Here is a 16705-nt window from a genome sequence, read left to right as displayed (position 1 = left end):
CGCGCTATTTACATCGAAAGCATCGAAAGCGAACCTATCCATGACCAGATCCGCGCCATCCGCTGTTGCGTCGCTGCCCGAATTCCCTGTCGACACCGAGGAGGAATTGCAGGCGCGCGTCGCATGGCATTACTACGTGGGCAACCTCACGCAACAGGAGATTGCACACCTGATCGGCAGCAATCGCGTGCGCGTGAACCGGTTGCTCGCCGCGAGCCGCGAATCGGGAATGGTGCAGATCACCATCAACAGCCGGCTCGCTCCGTGCGTGGCGCTGGAAGAGTCGCTTGCCAAACGCTTCGGCCTGGAGGCCGCGGTGGTGGTGCCCAGCGGCGGCGATTCGGAAGGCAACATGGCCGCGATCGGCATTGGCGCGGCCAACTACCTCGCGCGGCAGATCGAGGCGGGGCAGACCATCGGGCTCGGTTGGGGCCGCACGATCCGCGCCGTATTGCGGGCGCTGCCGCATCGGGCTTATGGACCGTTATCCGCCGTGTCGTTGCAGGGTGGGTTGTCGCATTGTCCGAGCATCAATACGTTCGACATCGTGTCCGACTTCGCCGACTTATGTCAGGCCGATGGTTTCCTGTTCCCGGCGCCGATCTACGTGAGCAGCCAGGCGGTGCGTGACATGCTGCTGCGGGAAGATGCGGTTCGCGAGACCTATGAACGTGCCCGGAAATCGGATCTCGCGCTGCTGACATGCGGCGACCTGGCGGAGTCGCTGGTGGTGACATATGGCATCACCGATCCCGAGCAGGTTCGGGCACTGAAGAAAGCGGGTGCGGTGGGCGACATGCTCGGCCACTTCATGGACGCCGACGGCGAGGCCATCGACCATCCGCTGAATCGTCGCACGGTTGCCGTCACGCTCGACGATCTGCGCAAGATTCGCCGCGTGATTCTGGTGAGCGGCGGCGCGAAAAAGTTTGCCGTGACGCGGGCCGCGTTGCGCGGACGATATCCGTCGGTGCTGGTGACCGATGAAGACACGGCTCGCCGTCTCTGCGATGAACCTTGAAGCAATGATGAACCGGTCTTGATGCATTCAGCGCATGGATCGAATGCAAGAGAGCACGGCCTTCGACGCGGTTCTATTTCCTTTATCCCTTAGTAGAGGGCTTTAGCCATGGAAGCACTGGTTCTCGAAGAAGCGCATCGCATCAGCCTGCGCCCGTTCACGCTGCCGCAAGTCGTGGGTCCGCGCGACGTGCGCATCCGTATCAATACGGTGGGTATTTGCGGCAGCGACATTCATTACTATCAGCACGGGCGCATCGGACCGTTTGTCGTCAACGAACCCATGGTGCTCGGCCACGAAGCGGCCGGCACCGTGGTGCAGATCGGCGACGAGGTCACGCATCTAAAGGTGGGCGACCGCGTCTGCATGGAGCCCGGCGTGCCTGACATGGAATCGCGCGCGGCGCGCGAAGGCATGTATAACCTCGATCCGAGCGTGCGCTTCTGGGCGACACCGCCGGTGCATGGCTGCCTCACGCCCTTCGTCGTGCATCCCGCCGCATTCACGTTCAAGCTGCCGGACAACGTCAGCTTTGCCGAAGGCGCGATTGTCGAACCGTTGGCGATCGGCATGCAGGCGGCGACGAAGGCGAAGATAAAACCGGGGGACGTGGCCGTTATTCTGGGCGCGGGCACCATCGGCATCATGTGCGCGCTGGCCGCGCTCGCCGGGGGTTGCAGCCGCGCGATCGTGTGCGATCTGGTGCCCGAGAAACTCGAACTGATCGGCAAGGTCCAGGGCGTGACGGCGGTCGACATCCGCGACCGGAAGCCGAAGGATGTCGTCGCGGAACTCACCGATGGGTGGGGCGCGAACGTCGTTTTTGAAGCCAGCGGCAACGAAAGAGCATTTGATGGCATTGCCGATTTGCTGTGTCCCGGCGGTTGCCTCGTGCTCGTCGGAATGCCTCAGCGCGCGGTGGCCGTGGACATCGTGGCGGTGCAGGTCAAGGAATTGCGCATCGAATCGGTGTTCCGCTACGCCAATATGTTCCCGCGCGCGATCCAGTTGATCGCTTCTGGCCGGCTCGACGTCAAACCGTTCGTTTCGCGTTCGTTCGCTTTTGCGGATGGCGTGAAGGCATTCGAGGAAGCGGCAAGCGGCAACCCCAGCGACGTCAAGGTGCAGATCGTTCTGGAGTGAGCGGGTGAAAGGCGCGTTTCTCGGCGAAGTACTCCGTCGCCATCAGTTTGAAGGCGGTGACGGCGGGGTTGTCCTGATCGGAGCGCCAGGCCATGCTCATTTCGGCCTGAGTGGAGTTGTTGGCAATGGACCTGAATTCGACGTTGTCGTAGTGGAATCGTTGCGCGGAGGCTGGAAGAATTCCCACCCCCAGCCCCGCGCGAACCAGCGACAAGATCGTCGGCGTCTGATCAATGTACTGGGTAATGTTGAGTTGCACGTCCTCGGTGGCGAGCATGCTCATGATCCGGTCATGAAAGTACTTGCCGTGGAGGGGTGAGTGCATGATGAATGGCTGATTGTGCAATTGTTTGAGTTCAATCCGCTTATGCCGGCAGAGTGCGTGCCCTTTCGGTAAAGCGACAATCAGCGGTTCTTCCTCCACCAGCAGATACTCCAGTTTCTGCCGCGAAGTGATGGGCCGGAGAAATCCCAGATCGATGGTATTCGCGGAGAAGGCTTCGATCTGCGCGACGGAGATCAGTTCGAGCAGCACCACGTCGATGTCGGGCAAGACATTCTTTGCGGCGACCAATAACCCCGGTATCAATTCGTAGCCGGCCGCGCCGGTGAAGCCGATCCGCACGCGGCCCGTTTTTCCCTTGCTCGCGCGCCGGACCGTGCTCTCAGCTTGCTCGGAGAGGTTCAGCAGCCGTGTCGCATCCGCGAGGAACACGCGCCCTTCCGTGGTCAGCTTGACCGTGCGGCCAACCCGCTCAAACAGCTTGACGCCCAGATTGTCTTCCAGCAAGTGAATCTGCCTGCTTAACGGCGGCTGTGTCATGTTCAGCAGTGCCGCGGCGCGTCTGAAATTCAATTCAGTCGCCGCGGTGACGAAGCAACGTACCTGTGCGAGATCGAGCATTCTGTGTCGACGTGAAGGGATAAGTCGACGGTCATTATAGGTGCGGACGTTGGAATACGTGACGTGGCCTTCACCGGCGCGACGCGCTAGCCTGATCGGCGGTTACGTGGTCAGGCTGCCTTCGGGTCGTTGCCCGGCGAGCGCTTGCGATAAACTCGCCAGCACCATTTCGCCCATCGCCGTGCGCGATTCGACGGTTGCGCTCGCGCGGTGCGCCTGAAGCACCACGCGATCCATGCCGAAGAGCGCGGCAGGCACATTCGGTTCGTCGACGAACACGTCCAGGCCCGCGCCGGCAATGGCGCCTTTGGACAAGGCTTCCACCAGATCGCTTTCCACCACCAGTTTTCCGCGCGCTACATTCACCAGGTAGCCGTCTTTCCCGAGCGCGTCGAGCACTGCCGCATCGACGATGCCTTGCGCCTTGTCGGCGGCCGCGGCCAATACGAGGATGTCGCAACCGCGCGCGAGCGTCAGAAGATCAGGAACAAATTGATGGGGGACGTCCTCCATGCGGCGCAAATCCGTATATGCGATCGGGCAGCCGAAAGCGCAAGCGCGTTGCGCGATAGCGCGGCCGACTTTTCCCATGCCGACAATGCCGACGCGTTTTCCGCTGAAACGATGGGACAGCGGCAATGCGCCCGGATGCGGATTTTTCTTCCAGTTACCCGTTTTCACGAAATCATTGCCCGTGCAGATTTCGCGGCAAACCGCCAGCATCAATCCGATGGCGAGATCCGCTACATCCTCGGTCAATGCACCGAAGGTCGCGGTGACCGGAATGCCGCGGGCACGCGCAAACGCCAGATCGACTGCATCCGTGCCGACGCCGTTGACGGCAATCACTTCCAGTGCGGGAAGTCTTGCGATCAGATCGTTGGAAATGCCGGTATGTCCGCCGGTAATCACGCCCCTGATCGAGGCGCCGTGTTCACGAATGAACGCATCCTTGTCGTGCTGTTCGAACAGGCGATGCACGGTGTAGCGTTCGCCCAATGTGTCGTTGATTGCCGGAACCAGGATGGGATTCAGTTGCAGGATGTTCGGCTTCAATTCAGACGCTCCTTGTTGACGGACAACGTGTTTGAGTCAGTGTCGCCGCGGATGATGTGCCATTTGCGGAATCGCGTCCAATCCGAAAAGTCTATCAATTGATCCACGAATCGATGGGACCGTGCCGTGGTTCGCGATCGATTCAATCCGGGCATCAAGTAATAGCGAGAAAAGATTGGACGGTGGGCTCGCCGATCAACAGAATTGCTCTTGTCATCAGAGAAGATCATTAAAAAAGCCTTTTCAATTAGATCGGAGACAACGTCGTGACAATGCCTCTCGGTACATCCCTATCCCTATCGGTCGCCGTTCTCGAACACAGTGCCGGATTCCGGCCGGAGAATCGGAGGGAAGCAGAATGAACAATGCCGACAGCGTTGTCGCCAATCCCGAAGCAGGCTCCGTCGCCGAAAGACGCACAGGCCACCGTTGGATAGTCATGGGCCTGATCTTCTGCATCTGGGCGATCGCCTGTGCCGACCGGGCCAACTTCGGTATCGCCTTGCCCTACTTGAAAAAGGAGTACGGCATATCCAACACGCAAGCCGGCTTGATCGTCAGCCTTTTCTCGTTCGCATACGGCTTCGTGCAAATTCCCGTCGGCCTGCTTTATAAGCGGCTCAGTGAAAAGACGACTGGCTTTCTGTTCGCGGTCTTCATGATCTTCACTTCGATTTTCACGGGCCTGATGGGAACGACTTCGTCGGTCTTTCTGATGCAGGTGTACCGCGTCGGCCTCGGCTTATCCGAAGGTCCGCTTGGCATCGGCTGCACGAATGTGATCAATCGCTGGTTTCCCGCCAGGGAAAAAGGCACGGCCACGGGTCTTTGGATTGCCGCATCGAAATTGGGCCCATTGATCGTGCCTTCGGTGTGCATCGTCGTGATCCAGTTGTGGGGATGGCGAGAGATCTTTTATGTTTTCGCCGTACCGGGAATATTGTTTGCGATCGTCTGGATGCTGCTGGTCACGAACTCGCCCAGCGAGAACAGGTTTTGTTCTCCGGCGGAACGCCGCTATATCATGGACGGCGCGCCCGCTGAAAGCAGCGGCAGAGAGTCATTACGCCGTCATCAATGGGCAACCATTCCGTATCTGGACGCCTTCAATCGTACCAGGCGTGTACCGCAACTCGAGACGATTCGCCAGGTGTTCGGTTCATGGAATATCTTCGGCGTGGCTATCGGCTATGGCTGCATGATCGGCATCAGCAACATCTTCATGTCGTGGATGCCAACCTACCTTGTCACGGTCAAGGGTTTTGCCTCCGTGAAAATGGGCTTTCTTGCGTCGGCGCCCTTCATTGGCGCAGTGGCGGGGAACATGCTCGGCGGCGTCATTTCAGATCGCATCCTTGGCGGACGACGCAAGCCGATGATGATTCTCGGCGCGCTGGGAACACTGCTCATGATGTTGCTGCTCATCGACGCACCCGACAGCGTCGCCTTTCTTGGCGTGGTGCTGGTGATGTCGGGTCTCATGCTGGGTATCGGTTTCGCGGGATATTCCGCCTATCCGATGGGCCTTGCGACTAAATCGACGTACCCGACGGCATTCGGCATTGTGAATTGCGTCGGGCAAATCGGCGGCGCATGCGCACCGTTGGCCGTCGGCATGCTGCTGGATGCCTATAGCTGGACCAGTGTGTTTCTGTATATGGTCGGGACGGCGCTGTTGTGTGTGGTGCTGCTGCTCAGCGTCGTGGAGCCGGTGGCGGGGGAGACGGGTGCGAGTGGCGGAGTGCGGAAACCCAAATAGACCGCGTTACGGGACGATGTTCTGCACCGGCCAGCAATGCGGATCACTTCCACACTGTCCCATGAGCGCGCGGTATTGCGTCGGTGTTGTCGACAGATGCTTGCGAAACAGTTTCGCTAGTCGGCCGCCACCGCCGATCCCGCAGTGCCTTGCAATCTTCTCGACCGGCAGGCTCGTCTCAACCAGCAATCGCCGGCTCATGTCGAGACGTGCCTGAAGCAGATGATCGGACGGCGTTCTCCCCATCTCGCTCTTGAAACGCCGCAGGAAGTTCCGTTCGCTCATCATGGCGACGCGCGCCGCTTCGTCCATGGTCACGGCGCGGCCGATGTTCGCTTCCAGCCAGCGCGCGGACTCCATGATCTGAGCGCTGACGCGCGCCTCCGGCACCGTGTGACCACGTGTTACCGACTCGGCAACCCGTCGCGCGACGGCGGGCCCGAGGTCGTCTTCGACAATACATAGAGCCGCGCGTATTCGATGCGGCACGTTCGAGCACAGCCCCTCGGCAAATCGCGACCAGGTGACGTCGTCGTCGAAAAAGCCGGTTGTTCCGGCGCGGTCGATACCCGCCGCCTCGAGCAACAGGCGGCCCTCCGCAATGGGATGGATCGTCTCGCCGCGCCTCGACGCCTCGCGTAGCCAGGCGATCAGGCGAGCGTCGCGCAAAGCGCCGTCCGCGCCCGTCCCTCCCACGATGAAGAGGGCACGGGATTCGCCCGTGGGACCATGGGAAGCGAAACTTTCGGTCCACACGAACACCGACGACGAACTCGCGATCCGTCCGCCCGAAGCGGAGAGAAGCGTCGCTTCGTATTGCACGGAGCCGGCGTGCGCCTCACGATTCAGCGCATTCGCGGCCTGAAACAGTTCGACAATCGACGCCGCGTCCGGCAGCGAGAACCCGTTGAACACTGCGATTTCGATGCGCTTGACGGTGCTCGTTTGCGGCAAAACGACTGACTGCCGCGCATGGTGTGATTGCGCATATTGAATCAGTCCCATGAACTTCCCCGGTGACAAGGTTTACCCTGCTTGAGCCGCCTAACGCGTCGATTCAGCGCTTCGTCCACGACCGCGATTGCTACGGAATTGCTTTTGGGGCCGTGGGCGAGCACGCGCTGCGAGGCAAAAAAGGCGCTTGGAAAGCGGGCAGAAGATGTGGAGATTTTCACGCCGGCTTTAACGCATCCAAAGATATCGGCGTGCGCCTCGATTGCTAGCCTTATATTGCAATGGAATATGAAATATGCATTGAGAGCGCCGGTTGCGATTCGCAAACGTTTTACGCCGATAAATTGTTCGAAACACCCGAATTCAATGACACGGCGGGTTTGAGAATGCCCGATGCTTAAATTGACGCCGGCAATATCATGCATGGCAATTTGAAATGGCATTCCGGGTTTTGAATCGGACCAGGCCCGCGGCGGAAAGCGCTCGGATAGTACGCGAACGTTCGTTCGTCGCGCCATCGGGCATGCGGTGCTCGGGCTGCAGAGCAGCAAATCGTCCTCAGATTGCCATACCAGATTGCGCGAAGCAAGAGCGCTTTCACTTAGTAAGAAAAGGCTGGGCGCCGCGTAAATGCGACTATGTTGCATTGCCGCAGGTGTTTAGTGTTTCGGGCGTTTAGGCGCGTCGGTTCATGTGGCGGATTCCGCCATCCAGCGGTTTATCGCTGGCGTAAAAAGAACATAGAAATAACTTTGCAATGAATTGAATATCAGTTATGCGCGCTCTTCCTGAATTAATTGGGCAAAGATTTATCTCATGCATGGAGAGTGCCTCGCGAAGACGTTAATCTTGCCAATCGTCTGCATCGGCGGGATAACCGCGATTATCACGACCTGCTTCTCGTCTCCGCCAGGCGCGTTCAGGAAGTAACGACCAGACCGCGCTAAATGCCACGCCCGCACAAGAAGGGCGAATACGTATCGATCGCCTCCTGGATCGGCGCGTGGTGTCCATATGCGAGGGTCGAGATGCCGAGCAGCGACGCGATTGCGAGCGGCCGAAACCGCGCCGGCAGCACGGGAGCATTCTTCCAGCACACGAACAGCACGGTAACGAGCGAGCCGACCCCCCAGCCTGCGATGACCTCGGACACGGTATGCGCGTCGTCGAACACGCGCGCGGTGCCGATGCCGGCCGCCAGTGCGAGTCCGAGGGTAAGCGCGAGGCGGGGCTGCGCGTTATCGCGACGAGGCAGACACAGAATGAGCGCCATCGGCCACACAGCGGACGCGAGCATCGTGTGGCCGCTGATCACGCGAAAGTCGATAGCGCGTATCTGTATGCCGCAACCGGCATACAGGATCTTCGTCACGCCGACCATGAACGCGCCGGCCGCCAGCAGCGTCAGCCACGATGTCGCCGAGCGCCAGCCGGCCAGCGACATGGCCAGCCATGCCGCGCAGGCAATGGCGAGCGGCAGCGTGAGCGCCGCGTCGCCGAGGTTGCTGAGAGCAGACCACATTCGGATTCCTTTTGGTTGGGCGGCGCTGCAAGCGCCCGCCGTTTTCGGTCAAATATGCATCGTCGCCATGCAGGCAGCGAAGTGGTGTTCGAAATCCGCCGCCACTTCGGGGTGCTGCAGCAGTCGAAACGAGCGCCATCATACCGGTAAGCGAATAGCCGCTCGTTCTCGTCCGTCGGCAACGACTGGATTGCATCTGTCAGTTGCAAGGCATCGCCGCTAGCGGGCCGCAACGCAAGGCACTCGCGGAAAGACCGGAACGGGTGTGCCAGCTACGCATCGACGCTGCGCCAGGACGCGCGTGACTTTACCGGCATGGCATGGAAGAAAAAAAGCCTGTCGGACGGGAGTGTCGACAGGCTAAGCGTCCAAGCGGGGTAACTTCCAATCAGAGAAGCTTCTTGGACGGACCAAGGCGGACTATAGGCGAGTTGCCGATGGAAAACGACGTGACGGCGGCACAGAACACGTTCTTGGCGGAAGCGGTCAAAACCTGGCAGTACCGGCGCGACTAGCCGAGCCGGACAATGAGCGCCTCGCCGCCGGCAAGACAATCGACGCCTTCGGTAATCGGTCCGCTATCGCGGCCCGGTATCGTCGACAACAACACGATGCCCGGCGGCAAATGCACGGCTGCGTCGGCGGCACTCATGTTCAGCGCAATCAGAAGCCGTTGAGTTCCCGAACGCCGCTCATAAGTCAGCACGTTGCCGTTCGCGTTGACGTGCTCGATCGAGCCGTCCACGAGCGCCGTATAGCTGCGTCGAATCGACAAGAGCCGGCGATGCAGCGACAGCATGCTCGACGCATCATCGCGTTGGCTGGCGACGCTGGTCGTCGAGTTCACCGGCAACCACGGCCGGCCGCTCGTGAAACCCGCATTGGGCAGCGACGAATCCCATTGCATCGGCGTGCGCTCAGGGTCGCGGCCCTGGCCGATGCCGGGCTGCCGAAGTTCGGCCGGGTCCCGCACCTGTTCGGGCGCAATGGCGCTGTCGGTCATGCCGATCTCGTCGCCGTAATAGAGCGTTGGCGTGCCGCGCAGCGTCAGCAACAGCACCGCGGCCACGCGTGCTTGCGCGGCGCCGAGGCGCGACGCCACGCGCGGGTTGTCGTGATTGCCGAGCACCCAGTTGGGCCAGGCGTGTTCCGGCAATGCGCGATCGTAATCGCAGATTATTCTGCCGATGTCGGCCGCATTCCACGCCGCGTTCAGTAGCTGAAAATTGAACGGCATATTCGCGCCATCGCCGCTCGCGCCGTAGTACCGCATCAACTGCGGCACGGGCAGATAGATTTCGCCGATCAACACGCGTTCGCCGTATTCATCGAGCGTGGCGCGCATCGAGCGCACGATCTCGTGTACCTCCGGTTGATCCTCGGTATAGGTCTGCAATAGCCGATGATGCTCCGGCTCGCCCGGCGCGAAAGCGGGGTTCGGCGGGTTATCGCGGAACTGGGCGTCCTTGATCAGCAGCCACAACACGTCCACGCGGAACCCGTCGACGCCGCGGGCCAGCCAGAAGCGCAGCACTTCGTCCATCGCCCGGCGCACTTCGGGATTGCGCCAGTTCAGGTCGGGTTGCTCGCGCAGGAACGCATGGTAGTAATACTGGCCCGTATGCGCGTCCCACTGCCACGCCGACCCTCCCATGCGGCTCAACCAGTTGTTCGGCGGCCCGCCGTCGGGCGCGGGATCGCGCCACAGATACCAGTCGCGCTTCGGGTTATCGCGGGAGGATCGGCTTTCCTCGAACCACGCATGACGCTCCGACGAGTGATTCGGCACGAAGTCGAGCAGCACTTTCAGCCCGAGTGCGTGGGCGCGGTCCAAAAGTTGCTGGAAGTCGTCGAGCGTGCCGAAGATCGGGTCGATATTGCAATAGTCGGCGACGTCGTAGCCGAAATCCGCCATCGGCGAAGGGTAGATCGGGGAGATCCAGACTGCATCGACGCCAAGCGCCGCGAAATACTCGAGACGCGCGCCAACGCCCGCCAGGTCGCCGATGCCGTCGCCGTTGCTGTCCTGAAACGAGCGCGGATACACCTGATAGATCACGCCGCGTTGCCACCACGTCAGTTCGGGCATTGCCGTTCCTTTCACTGATCGATCGTTTAGACCTATGCTAAATGACCTCTGGTACAAGAATGCAATCGTCTATTGCCTCAGCGTCGGCACTTTCATGGACTCGAACGGAGATGGTGTCGGCGACTTTCAGGGCTTGGTGCGCCGCCTGGCTTATCTTCAGGGACTCGGCGTCACGACGATCTGGCTAATGCCGTTCCAGCCGTCGCCCGGTCGCGACAACGGCTACGACATCTCCGATTACTACAACGTCGATTCGAAGTACGGCACGCTGGGCGACTTCGCCGAGTTCACGCATGCGTGCCACGAGCGAGGCATGCGCGTCATGGTCGACCTCGTGATCAATCACACGTCCGACCAGCACCCGTGGTTCAGGGAAGCACGCAGCGATCCCGCCTCGAAGTATCACGACTGGTACGTATGGGCCGACAGGCAGCCGCCTCATGCCAGGGACGGGGTCGTGTTTCCCGGCGTTCAGAAGTCGACCTGGACCTTCGACAAGCAGGCGAAGCGCTGGTTTTTCCATCGCTTCTACGATTTCCAGCCGGATCTGAATACCGCGAACCCGCAAGTGCACGCCGAACTGCTCAAGATAATGGGCTTCTGGCTCCAGCTAGGCGTGTCGGGATTCCGCATGGACGCCGTGCCTTTCGTGATTGGCACGAAGGGCGCGAAGGTACGCCAACCCGTCGAGCAATACGACATGCTGCGCTCGTTCCGCGAGTTTCTGCAATGGCGCACGGGCGACGCGATCATCCTTGCGGAAGCAAACGTCCTGCCCGATACCGACCTCGATTACTTCGGCGACGAAGGCGAGCGCCTGCAAATGATGTTCAACTTTCAGGTCAACCAGAACACGTTTTACACGCTCGCGACCGGCGATACGGGTCCGTTGAAGAAAGCGCTGACAGCGACGAAAGCGCGTCCCGCGACCGCGCAATGGGGCGTATTCCTGCGCAATCACGATGAACTCGATCTCGGCCGCCTCGCGCCCGAACAACGCGCGGCCGTGTTCGCCGCGTTCGGCCCGGACCCCGACATGCAGCTCTACGGGCGCGGCATTCGCCGCAGGCTTGCGCCGATGCTCTCGGGCGACAGGCGCCGCGTCGAACTCGCTTACAGCCTGATGCTGACCTTGCCGGGCACGCCGGTATTTCGTTACGGCGATGAAATCGGCATGGGCGAGGACCTGAGCTTGCCGGAGCGCGAATGCGCGCGCACGCCGATGCAATGGTCGACTGAACCCCACGGCGGCTTCACGAAGCACCCCAATCCTTCGTCGCGCGTCATATCGGGCGGCGCATACGGGTTCGAGCGCGTGAACGTCGCGAGTCAGCGGCGCGATCCGAATTCGTTTCTGAACTGGACCGAGCGCATGATCCGCATGCGCCGCGAAGTGCCGGAAATCAGTTGGGGCGATTTCGCGATATTGCGTGCGTCGCGCAACGATGTTCTCGCCTTACGCTACGACTGGCGCAACAACTCGGTGGTGTGCGTGCATAACTTCGCAGCCGAGGCCTGCACGGTGAAATTCCGCTCGGGCTGCAACGGGCCAGGCGAGAACCGCCTCGTCAATCTTCTCTCCGACGACCACAGCGAGGAGGGCGATGATGGCCGGCATACGGTGGTGCTGGAGCCGTATGGGTATCGCTGGTATCGGGTGGGCGGCCTCGATTATCTGTTGAAGCGAAGCGAGCTTTAGGCGCACACGTTGCGGGCGCGCAGGATGCCTCACGGCGCGCTTTGCAGCGTCGTTTTCGTTTGCGTGTCCGTAGTGCCGCCGCCTAGCGACTGAAACAACGCCGCCGTATCCGTCAAGCGGCCCGCGTGCGCGCGCGTTCTATCCAATGCGGTTTCCAGCGCCTCGCGTTCGGCATCGAGCAGGTTAATGTGACTGATGCCGCCAGCGGAATAGCGCCGGCGCGCGACGTCGAGGCTGGCCCGCGCCGCGTCGGCGGCTTCGTCGCGTGCCTGGAGTTCGTGCGCGTCGTTTTGCAACGCCGTCAACGAATCAGCTACTTGCTGCAATGCCTGCAACACCGTCTGCTGGTATCCGGCCAACGCGGCGTCGTAAGCCGCCTGCGCCGCGCGTCGTTCGGCGCGCAGTTGTCCGCCACGAAAGACGGGCTGCGTCAGGTTAAGTCCCACGTTCCAGATGTTCAGGCCGTTCACGATGTCCTGAATGCGGGTTCGCTCGGAGCCGATACCCGCCGACAACGAAAACCGCGGATACAGATTCGCGGTCGCCACGCCGACGTTGGCGCTCGCCTGACGCAGCAGCGCTTCGGCGGCTCGAATGTCGGGGCGCTCGCGGGCGAGTGTCGACGGCAGAGTAACGGGCACGTCGTCGGGCAGATGCAGCGCGTCCAGCGTGAGGTCGCTGAAATCCGCCTTCGACGGCGCGACGCCCACCAGGATCGCGAGTTGATGATCGGCCTGGGCGAGTTGCGTCGCGAGCGGCGGCAACGTTGCCCGTGTCTGTGCAAGCAGCGTGCGCTGACTGTGAACGTCGAGTTGCGAAACGCCGCCGGCCGCCAAACGTGCCTCGATGATTTCAAGTTGCAGCGCCTGTGCGTCGGCGAGGCGCTGGGTCAGCGTAATCTGCTCCTGCAATGAAGCACGCCGTACCGCCGTGGAGACGATATTGCCGGCGATGGACAAGCGCGCCGCGTCGAGTTCGAACGACTCGTAATCCACTTGCGCGAGACTCGCTTCGAGTGCGCGACGATTGCCGCCAAACAGATCGAATACATAAGACACGCTTACCGACGCATTGAACAACGAAAACGGCCCCGGATTTTGCACATTCGGAATGCCGAAGGCAGCGGGGTCGACTTTTTGCCTGGCGGCGGAGAAGCTAGCATCGATCGCCGGAAACTGCGTCGCGCCCGCTTGCGCGGTGTAGTTTTCGCGGGCCTGGATCAGTTTCGCGCGAGCTTGCGCGAGTGTCGGGCTTTGATGCAGCGCCTGATCGACCAGGCGATCGAGCGCATCCGAACGGAACTGTCGCCACCACATCGGTAGCGCATTGCCGGCGGTGCTGAATGTTTGCGCCGGCTCCGCCGCGCTGCTCTTCAATGTGGGAGAGCCGGGCGCCGTGTCATGCAGATAGCCTTGCGTGTCCGGGGCCGCCGGCGCCTGAAAATCCGGGCCGACCGCGCAGCCGCACAGCGCCAATGCGTAAAAGATAGCGAGCGGTTTCATGGGCGTATTTCCCTAATCGAGCGTGCGGCGATAAAAGCGCAGCGCGATTGCCATCACGATGACCGTAAACAGCATCATGGGCCATACCGAAGGCCACAGATCCGTCCAGCCATTGCCCTTGAGCAGAATGCCGCGAATCAGCCGGTTGAAATACGTTAGCGGCAACAGGTTGCCGATCCAGCGCGCCCATTGCGGCATGCCCGCGAAAGGAAACATGAAGCCCGACAGCAGGATGTTCGGCAGAAAGTAGAAGATGGTGAGCTGCACCGCCTGCAACTGATTTTTCGCGAGCGACGACAGCGTGATGCCGACCGTCAGGTTCGCGGCAATAAAGAGCAACGCCGCGAGGTAGATCGCCACCGTGCTGCCGACAAAGGGCACATGAAATACGAAGCGCGTCGCGACCAGAATGATCGATACCTGAATCAGGCCGATCGCCACGTAGGGAACGATCTTGCCCGTCATCACCTCGACCGGCAGCACGGGCGTGGCGAGCAGGTTCTCCATCGTGCCGCGCTCGCGTTCGCGCGTGACGGCGAGGCCCGTCATCATCACGAGCGTCATCGTGAGAATCACGCCCATCAAGCCGGGAACCACGTTGTATTGCGTAATGCCTTCCGGGTTGTACAGGTTGTGAACCTGCACGCCGAACGCGCTTTGACCGCCGCGCAGCGGCGCGAGCGGACCGGTGATGTCTCGTTGCGCGACGGTCTGGGCCAGATTCGGCAACGCGGCGACCGCCGCGTTGGTCGCGGTCGGATCGGTGGCATCGGCTTCGACCAGCAATGACGGATGCTCGCCGCGCAGCAGTCTCTTCGAGAAATCGACGGGTACGTTCAGCACGAATTGCACGCGGCCCTGCGCGAGCGCGCGGCGCCCGGCCTGCTCGTCGGGCAGGGTTTCGACGATGTCGAAATAGGCCGAATTTTTCATCGCGGCGACGAAGCTGCGCGAGAATTCGCTCTGGTCGTGAACGATCACGGCCGTCGGCAGATGCCGCGGGTCGGTGTTGATCGCGAAGCCGAACAGCGCCAGTTGAACGATCGGCAAGCCGACGATCATGCCGAAGGTGACGCGATCGCGCCGTAATTGAAGAAACTCCTTGAGCACGATGCTCCACCAGCGGCTCAGCGAGAACACGACGCGCTCGCTCACGATGCCGCTCCGAAATTGTCTTTCGCGTGGCTCATCAAATAGATGAATACGTCTTCGAGACCGGTGGCGATCGGCTCGATGCGCAGCGGCATGTTTTCGGTGGCTTGCCTCACCGCGCGTTCCAATGCCGCGTGGTCTCGTCCGCTCGCGTGCAGTTCCGCACCGAATACGACGGTCTGGTCGACGCCGGGCGTTGCGCGAAGCCGCTCCGACAGCGCGCTCAGGCGCTCGCCGTGAATCGCCCAGGTGGCGAGATTCTGCGATTCGATTACCTCGCTCGACGTGCCTTGCGCCAGCAGCTTGCCATAGGCGATATACGCGAGCTTGTGGCAACGTTCCGCTTCGTCCATGTAATGCGTGCTGACGAGCACCGAAATGCCGCGCGCCGCGAGCCGATGCAGTTCCTCCCAGAAGTCGCGCCGCGCGGTGGGATCGACACCGGCAGTCGGTTCATCCAGTAGCAGCAGTTTGGGCTCGTGCAGCATGCACGCGGCGAGCGCGAGACGTTGTTTCCAGCCGCCGGACAACGAGCCCGTCAACTGATGCGCGCGGCTTTGCAATCCAAGCGATTCGAGCGAGCGGTCGACGGCTTCGCGCCGGTTGCGCATCTGATAGAGGCGTGCAACGAAGTCGAGGTTCTCGCGGATGGTCAGATCTTCCCAATACGAGAAACGCTGCGTCATGTAGCCCACATTGCGTTTGATCTGCCCGCTCTCGCGCTGGATGTCGTAACCGAGGCAGGTGCCGGTGCCCGAGTCGGGGGTGAGCAGGCCGCACATCAGCCGGATGCAGGTTGTCTTGCCGCTGCCGTTCGGCCCGAGAAAGCCGAAGATCTCGCCACGCGCGACGCGCATGGATACGTCGTTGACCACATGCTTGTCGCCGAAACGCTTGTTCAGGTCATGAACGTCGATGGCGTAGTCGTACTTTTTTTCTGTCATTTCAACACCACCGTCACGGGTTGCCCCGGATGAAGCCTGGCGGCGTCCGCAACCTGCGGGTGCGCTTCGATCAGAAAGACCAGTTTGCTGCGGCTCTCGTTGCTGTAGATGACGGGCGGCGTATATTCCGCCTGATTCGATAGGTAGGTGATTGTCGCGGATATGTCGGCTGCGCAGCCGTCGCAATGTATCGCCACCGCACGCCCCGGCGCGAGGCCGCCGACGATGTTCTCGGGAACGAAGAAACGCACCTTGATGTTCCGCGGCGGCAACATCTGCACGACGGGGCTGCCGGCGGGCACCCACTCACCGACGCGATAAAGGGTGTCGTAAATCCGTCCCTCGGCCGGCGCGCGTACGTGTTTTTGATCGAGCTTCCACTGGGCTTGCGCGAGAGCGGCTTCGGCGGCGGCGACTTGCGCTCGCTGGGCGGCGATCTGCTGAGCGCGGCCCGGCAAACGCGCCACTTCCACCTGGTTGGTCATTTCCCGCACTTGCGCGGCGGTGGCTTCCGCGTTCGCGCGCGAATCGTCGAGCTGGGCTTTCGCAATGCCGCCTGCCTTGAACTGCGCCTCGTCGCGTACGAGCTGCAATGACGCTTTGCGCGCGTTGGCGACGGCCTCGGCGAGCTGCGCCCGCGTGACGTTCACTTCGGGCGCACGCTTGCCCGTCTCGATGTCCGCGAGTTGCGCGCGCGCCGACGCGAGCTGCTGCCGGGCTTGTTCGAGCGCGGCTGTTTCGTCCACGGATTCCAGCGCAAACAGCGGCGCGTCCGCTCTCACCATGTCCCCGCGTGCGACCGGCAACTGTGTCAGCCTGCCCGCTTGCGACGACCCGAGATAAACGTATTCGCCCTCGACGTAGCCCTGATACGCAGGTGTCTCGTGACGCGAGCAACCCGCAAGCATGCCGCCGACCAGCAGCGGCAATACGATGAAGAGAACACGGGTCATGCCATCC

General features: G+C 61.4%; 14 protein-coding genes. 4 read left to right on the top strand and 10 right to left on the bottom strand.

The features are described from left to right. Window positions 1-40: 40 nt before the first annotated feature. Both BUE39_RS19835 and BUE39_RS19830 read left to right on the top strand, forming a co-directional pair. The gene (locus BUE39_RS19835) at window positions 41-1021 is read left to right on the top strand and encodes a sugar-binding transcriptional regulator (RefSeq protein ID WP_073430430.1); all 981 of its coding nucleotides are present in this window, start codon (window positions 41-43) and stop codon (window positions 1019-1021) included. Window positions 1022-1129: 108 nt separating this feature from the next. Next, window positions 1130-2164: an NAD(P)-dependent alcohol dehydrogenase gene (locus BUE39_RS19830; RefSeq protein ID WP_073430429.1), complete on the top strand. Its 1035-nt coding sequence runs from the start codon at window positions 1130-1132 to the stop codon at window positions 2162-2164. Here the strand turns inward: BUE39_RS19830 and BUE39_RS19825 are convergent. Together BUE39_RS19825 and BUE39_RS19820 are read right to left on the bottom strand one after the other, a co-directional pair. Further along, window positions 2139-3068 carry a LysR family transcriptional regulator gene (locus BUE39_RS19825; protein WP_073430428.1) on the bottom strand — a complete coding sequence of 310 codons (930 nt, stop codon included), beginning with the start codon at window positions 3066-3068 and terminating at the stop codon, window positions 2139-2141. The two genes, BUE39_RS19830 and BUE39_RS19825, sit on opposite strands and share 26 nt — an antisense overlap. Before the next feature lie 102 nt (window positions 3069-3170). Then, the gene (locus BUE39_RS19820; RefSeq protein WP_073430427.1) at window positions 3171-4124 is read right to left on the bottom strand and encodes a 2-hydroxyacid dehydrogenase; all 954 of its coding nucleotides are present in this window, start codon (window positions 4122-4124) and stop codon (window positions 3171-3173) included. Between the two features lie 358 nt (window positions 4125-4482). Here BUE39_RS19820 and BUE39_RS19815 point away from each other — a divergent pair, with 358 nt between their 5' ends. Next, the gene (locus BUE39_RS19815) at window positions 4483-5883 is read left to right on the top strand and encodes an MFS transporter (protein ID WP_073430426.1); all 1401 of its coding nucleotides are present in this window, start codon (window positions 4483-4485) and stop codon (window positions 5881-5883) included. A 6-nt stretch (window positions 5884-5889) separates the two neighbouring features. Here BUE39_RS19815 and BUE39_RS19810 read toward each other — a convergent pair whose 3' ends face one another. The 4 genes from BUE39_RS19810 to BUE39_RS19800 form a co-directional block, all read right to left on the bottom strand. Next, a complete protein-coding gene (locus BUE39_RS19810) occupies window positions 5890-6888 on the bottom strand; it encodes a GlxA family transcriptional regulator (RefSeq protein ID WP_073430425.1) in 999 nt (332 codons plus the stop codon). Continuing rightward, window positions 6879-7484 (bottom strand): hypothetical protein, encoded by a 606-nt coding sequence (locus BUE39_RS34320; protein ID WP_143031956.1) that lies wholly within the window; start codon window positions 7482-7484, stop codon window positions 6879-6881. Before BUE39_RS34320 ends, BUE39_RS19810 begins: the two co-directional genes overlap by 10 nt. A 296-nt stretch (window positions 7485-7780) precedes the next feature. After that, window positions 7781-8359, bottom strand: a complete 579-nt coding sequence (locus BUE39_RS19805; RefSeq protein ID WP_073430424.1) for a phosphatase PAP2 family protein — start codon at window positions 8357-8359, stop codon at window positions 7781-7783. A 511-nt stretch (window positions 8360-8870) separates the two neighbouring features. Then, window positions 8871-10448 carry an alpha-amylase family glycosyl hydrolase gene (locus BUE39_RS19800; RefSeq protein WP_073430423.1) on the bottom strand — a complete coding sequence of 526 codons (1578 nt, stop codon included), beginning with the start codon at window positions 10446-10448 and terminating at the stop codon, window positions 8871-8873. A 34-nt stretch (window positions 10449-10482) separates the two neighbouring features. Here BUE39_RS19800 and BUE39_RS19795 point away from each other — a divergent pair, with 34 nt between their 5' ends. After that, complete coding sequence (locus BUE39_RS19795) at window positions 10483-12147, top strand: alpha-amylase family protein (protein WP_073430422.1); 1665 nt, start codon at window positions 10483-10485, stop codon at window positions 12145-12147. A 29-nt stretch (window positions 12148-12176) separates the two neighbouring features. On the opposite strand, the gene BUE39_RS19790 is transcribed toward BUE39_RS19795, so the two are convergent. Genes BUE39_RS19790 through BUE39_RS19775 form a run of 4 tightly spaced genes read right to left on the bottom strand, consistent with a single transcriptional unit; the run spans window position 12177 to window position 16698 of the window. Beyond that, window positions 12177-13649, bottom strand: a complete 1473-nt coding sequence (locus BUE39_RS19790; protein WP_073430421.1) for an efflux transporter outer membrane subunit — start codon at window positions 13647-13649, stop codon at window positions 12177-12179. 12 nt (window positions 13650-13661) lie between these two features. Further along, window positions 13662-14804: an ABC transporter permease gene (locus BUE39_RS19785; RefSeq protein ID WP_073430420.1), complete on the bottom strand. Its 1143-nt coding sequence runs from the start codon at window positions 14802-14804 to the stop codon at window positions 13662-13664. After that, window positions 14801-15745 (bottom strand): ABC transporter ATP-binding protein, encoded by a 945-nt coding sequence (locus BUE39_RS19780; protein ID WP_073430419.1) that lies wholly within the window; start codon window positions 15743-15745, stop codon window positions 14801-14803. Before BUE39_RS19780 ends, BUE39_RS19785 begins: the two co-directional genes overlap by 4 nt. Beyond that, window positions 15742-16698: an HlyD family secretion protein gene (locus tag BUE39_RS19775; protein ID WP_073430418.1), complete on the bottom strand. Its 957-nt coding sequence runs from the start codon at window positions 16696-16698 to the stop codon at window positions 15742-15744. The genes BUE39_RS19780 and BUE39_RS19775 overlap by 4 nt, the downstream gene beginning before the upstream one ends. Window positions 16699-16705 lie beyond the last annotated feature (7 nt).

The sequence above is a fragment of the Paraburkholderia terricola genome (genome assembly GCF_900142195.1).
GTDB lineage: Bacteria > Pseudomonadota > Gammaproteobacteria > Burkholderiales > Burkholderiaceae > Paraburkholderia > Paraburkholderia terricola.
Note: the sequence above shows the minus strand (reverse complement) of the source record. Positions and strands in the feature narration are given on the sequence as shown.

What these genes read in the sequence shown, in the direction of transcription:
- BUE39_RS19835 (WP_073430430.1), top strand. Translation starts at nt 41, where the DNA reads ATGACCAGATCCGCGCCATCCGCTGTTGCGTCGCTGCCCGAATTCCCT.
- BUE39_RS19830 (WP_073430429.1), top strand. Translation starts at nt 1,130, where the DNA reads ATGGAAGCACTGGTTCTCGAAGAAGCGCATCGCATCAGCCTGCGCCCG.
- BUE39_RS19825 (WP_073430428.1), bottom strand. Translation starts at nt 3,068, where the DNA reads ATGCTCGATCTCGCACAGGTACGTTGCTTCGTCACCGCGGCGACTGAA.
- BUE39_RS19815 (WP_073430426.1), top strand. Translation starts at nt 4,483, where the DNA reads ATGAACAATGCCGACAGCGTTGTCGCCAATCCCGAAGCAGGCTCCGTC.
- BUE39_RS19810 (WP_073430425.1), bottom strand. Translation starts at nt 6,888, where the DNA reads ATGGGACTGATTCAATATGCGCAATCACACCATGCGCGGCAGTCAGTC.
- BUE39_RS34320 (WP_143031956.1), bottom strand. Translation starts at nt 7,484, where the DNA reads ATGCAACATAGTCGCATTTACGCGGCGCCCAGCCTTTTCTTACTAAGT.
- BUE39_RS19805 (WP_073430424.1), bottom strand. Translation starts at nt 8,359, where the DNA reads ATGTGGTCTGCTCTCAGCAACCTCGGCGACGCGGCGCTCACGCTGCCG.
- BUE39_RS19800 (WP_073430423.1), bottom strand. Translation starts at nt 10,448, where the DNA reads ATGCCCGAACTGACGTGGTGGCAACGCGGCGTGATCTATCAGGTGTAT.
- BUE39_RS19795 (WP_073430422.1), top strand. Translation starts at nt 10,483, where the DNA reads ATGCTAAATGACCTCTGGTACAAGAATGCAATCGTCTATTGCCTCAGC.
- BUE39_RS19790 (WP_073430421.1), bottom strand. Translation starts at nt 13,649, where the DNA reads ATGAAACCGCTCGCTATCTTTTACGCATTGGCGCTGTGCGGCTGCGCG.
- BUE39_RS19780 (WP_073430419.1), bottom strand. Translation starts at nt 15,745, where the DNA reads ATGACAGAAAAAAAGTACGACTACGCCATCGACGTTCATGACCTGAAC.
- BUE39_RS19775 (WP_073430418.1), bottom strand. Translation starts at nt 16,698, where the DNA reads ATGACCCGTGTTCTCTTCATCGTATTGCCGCTGCTGGTCGGCGGCATG.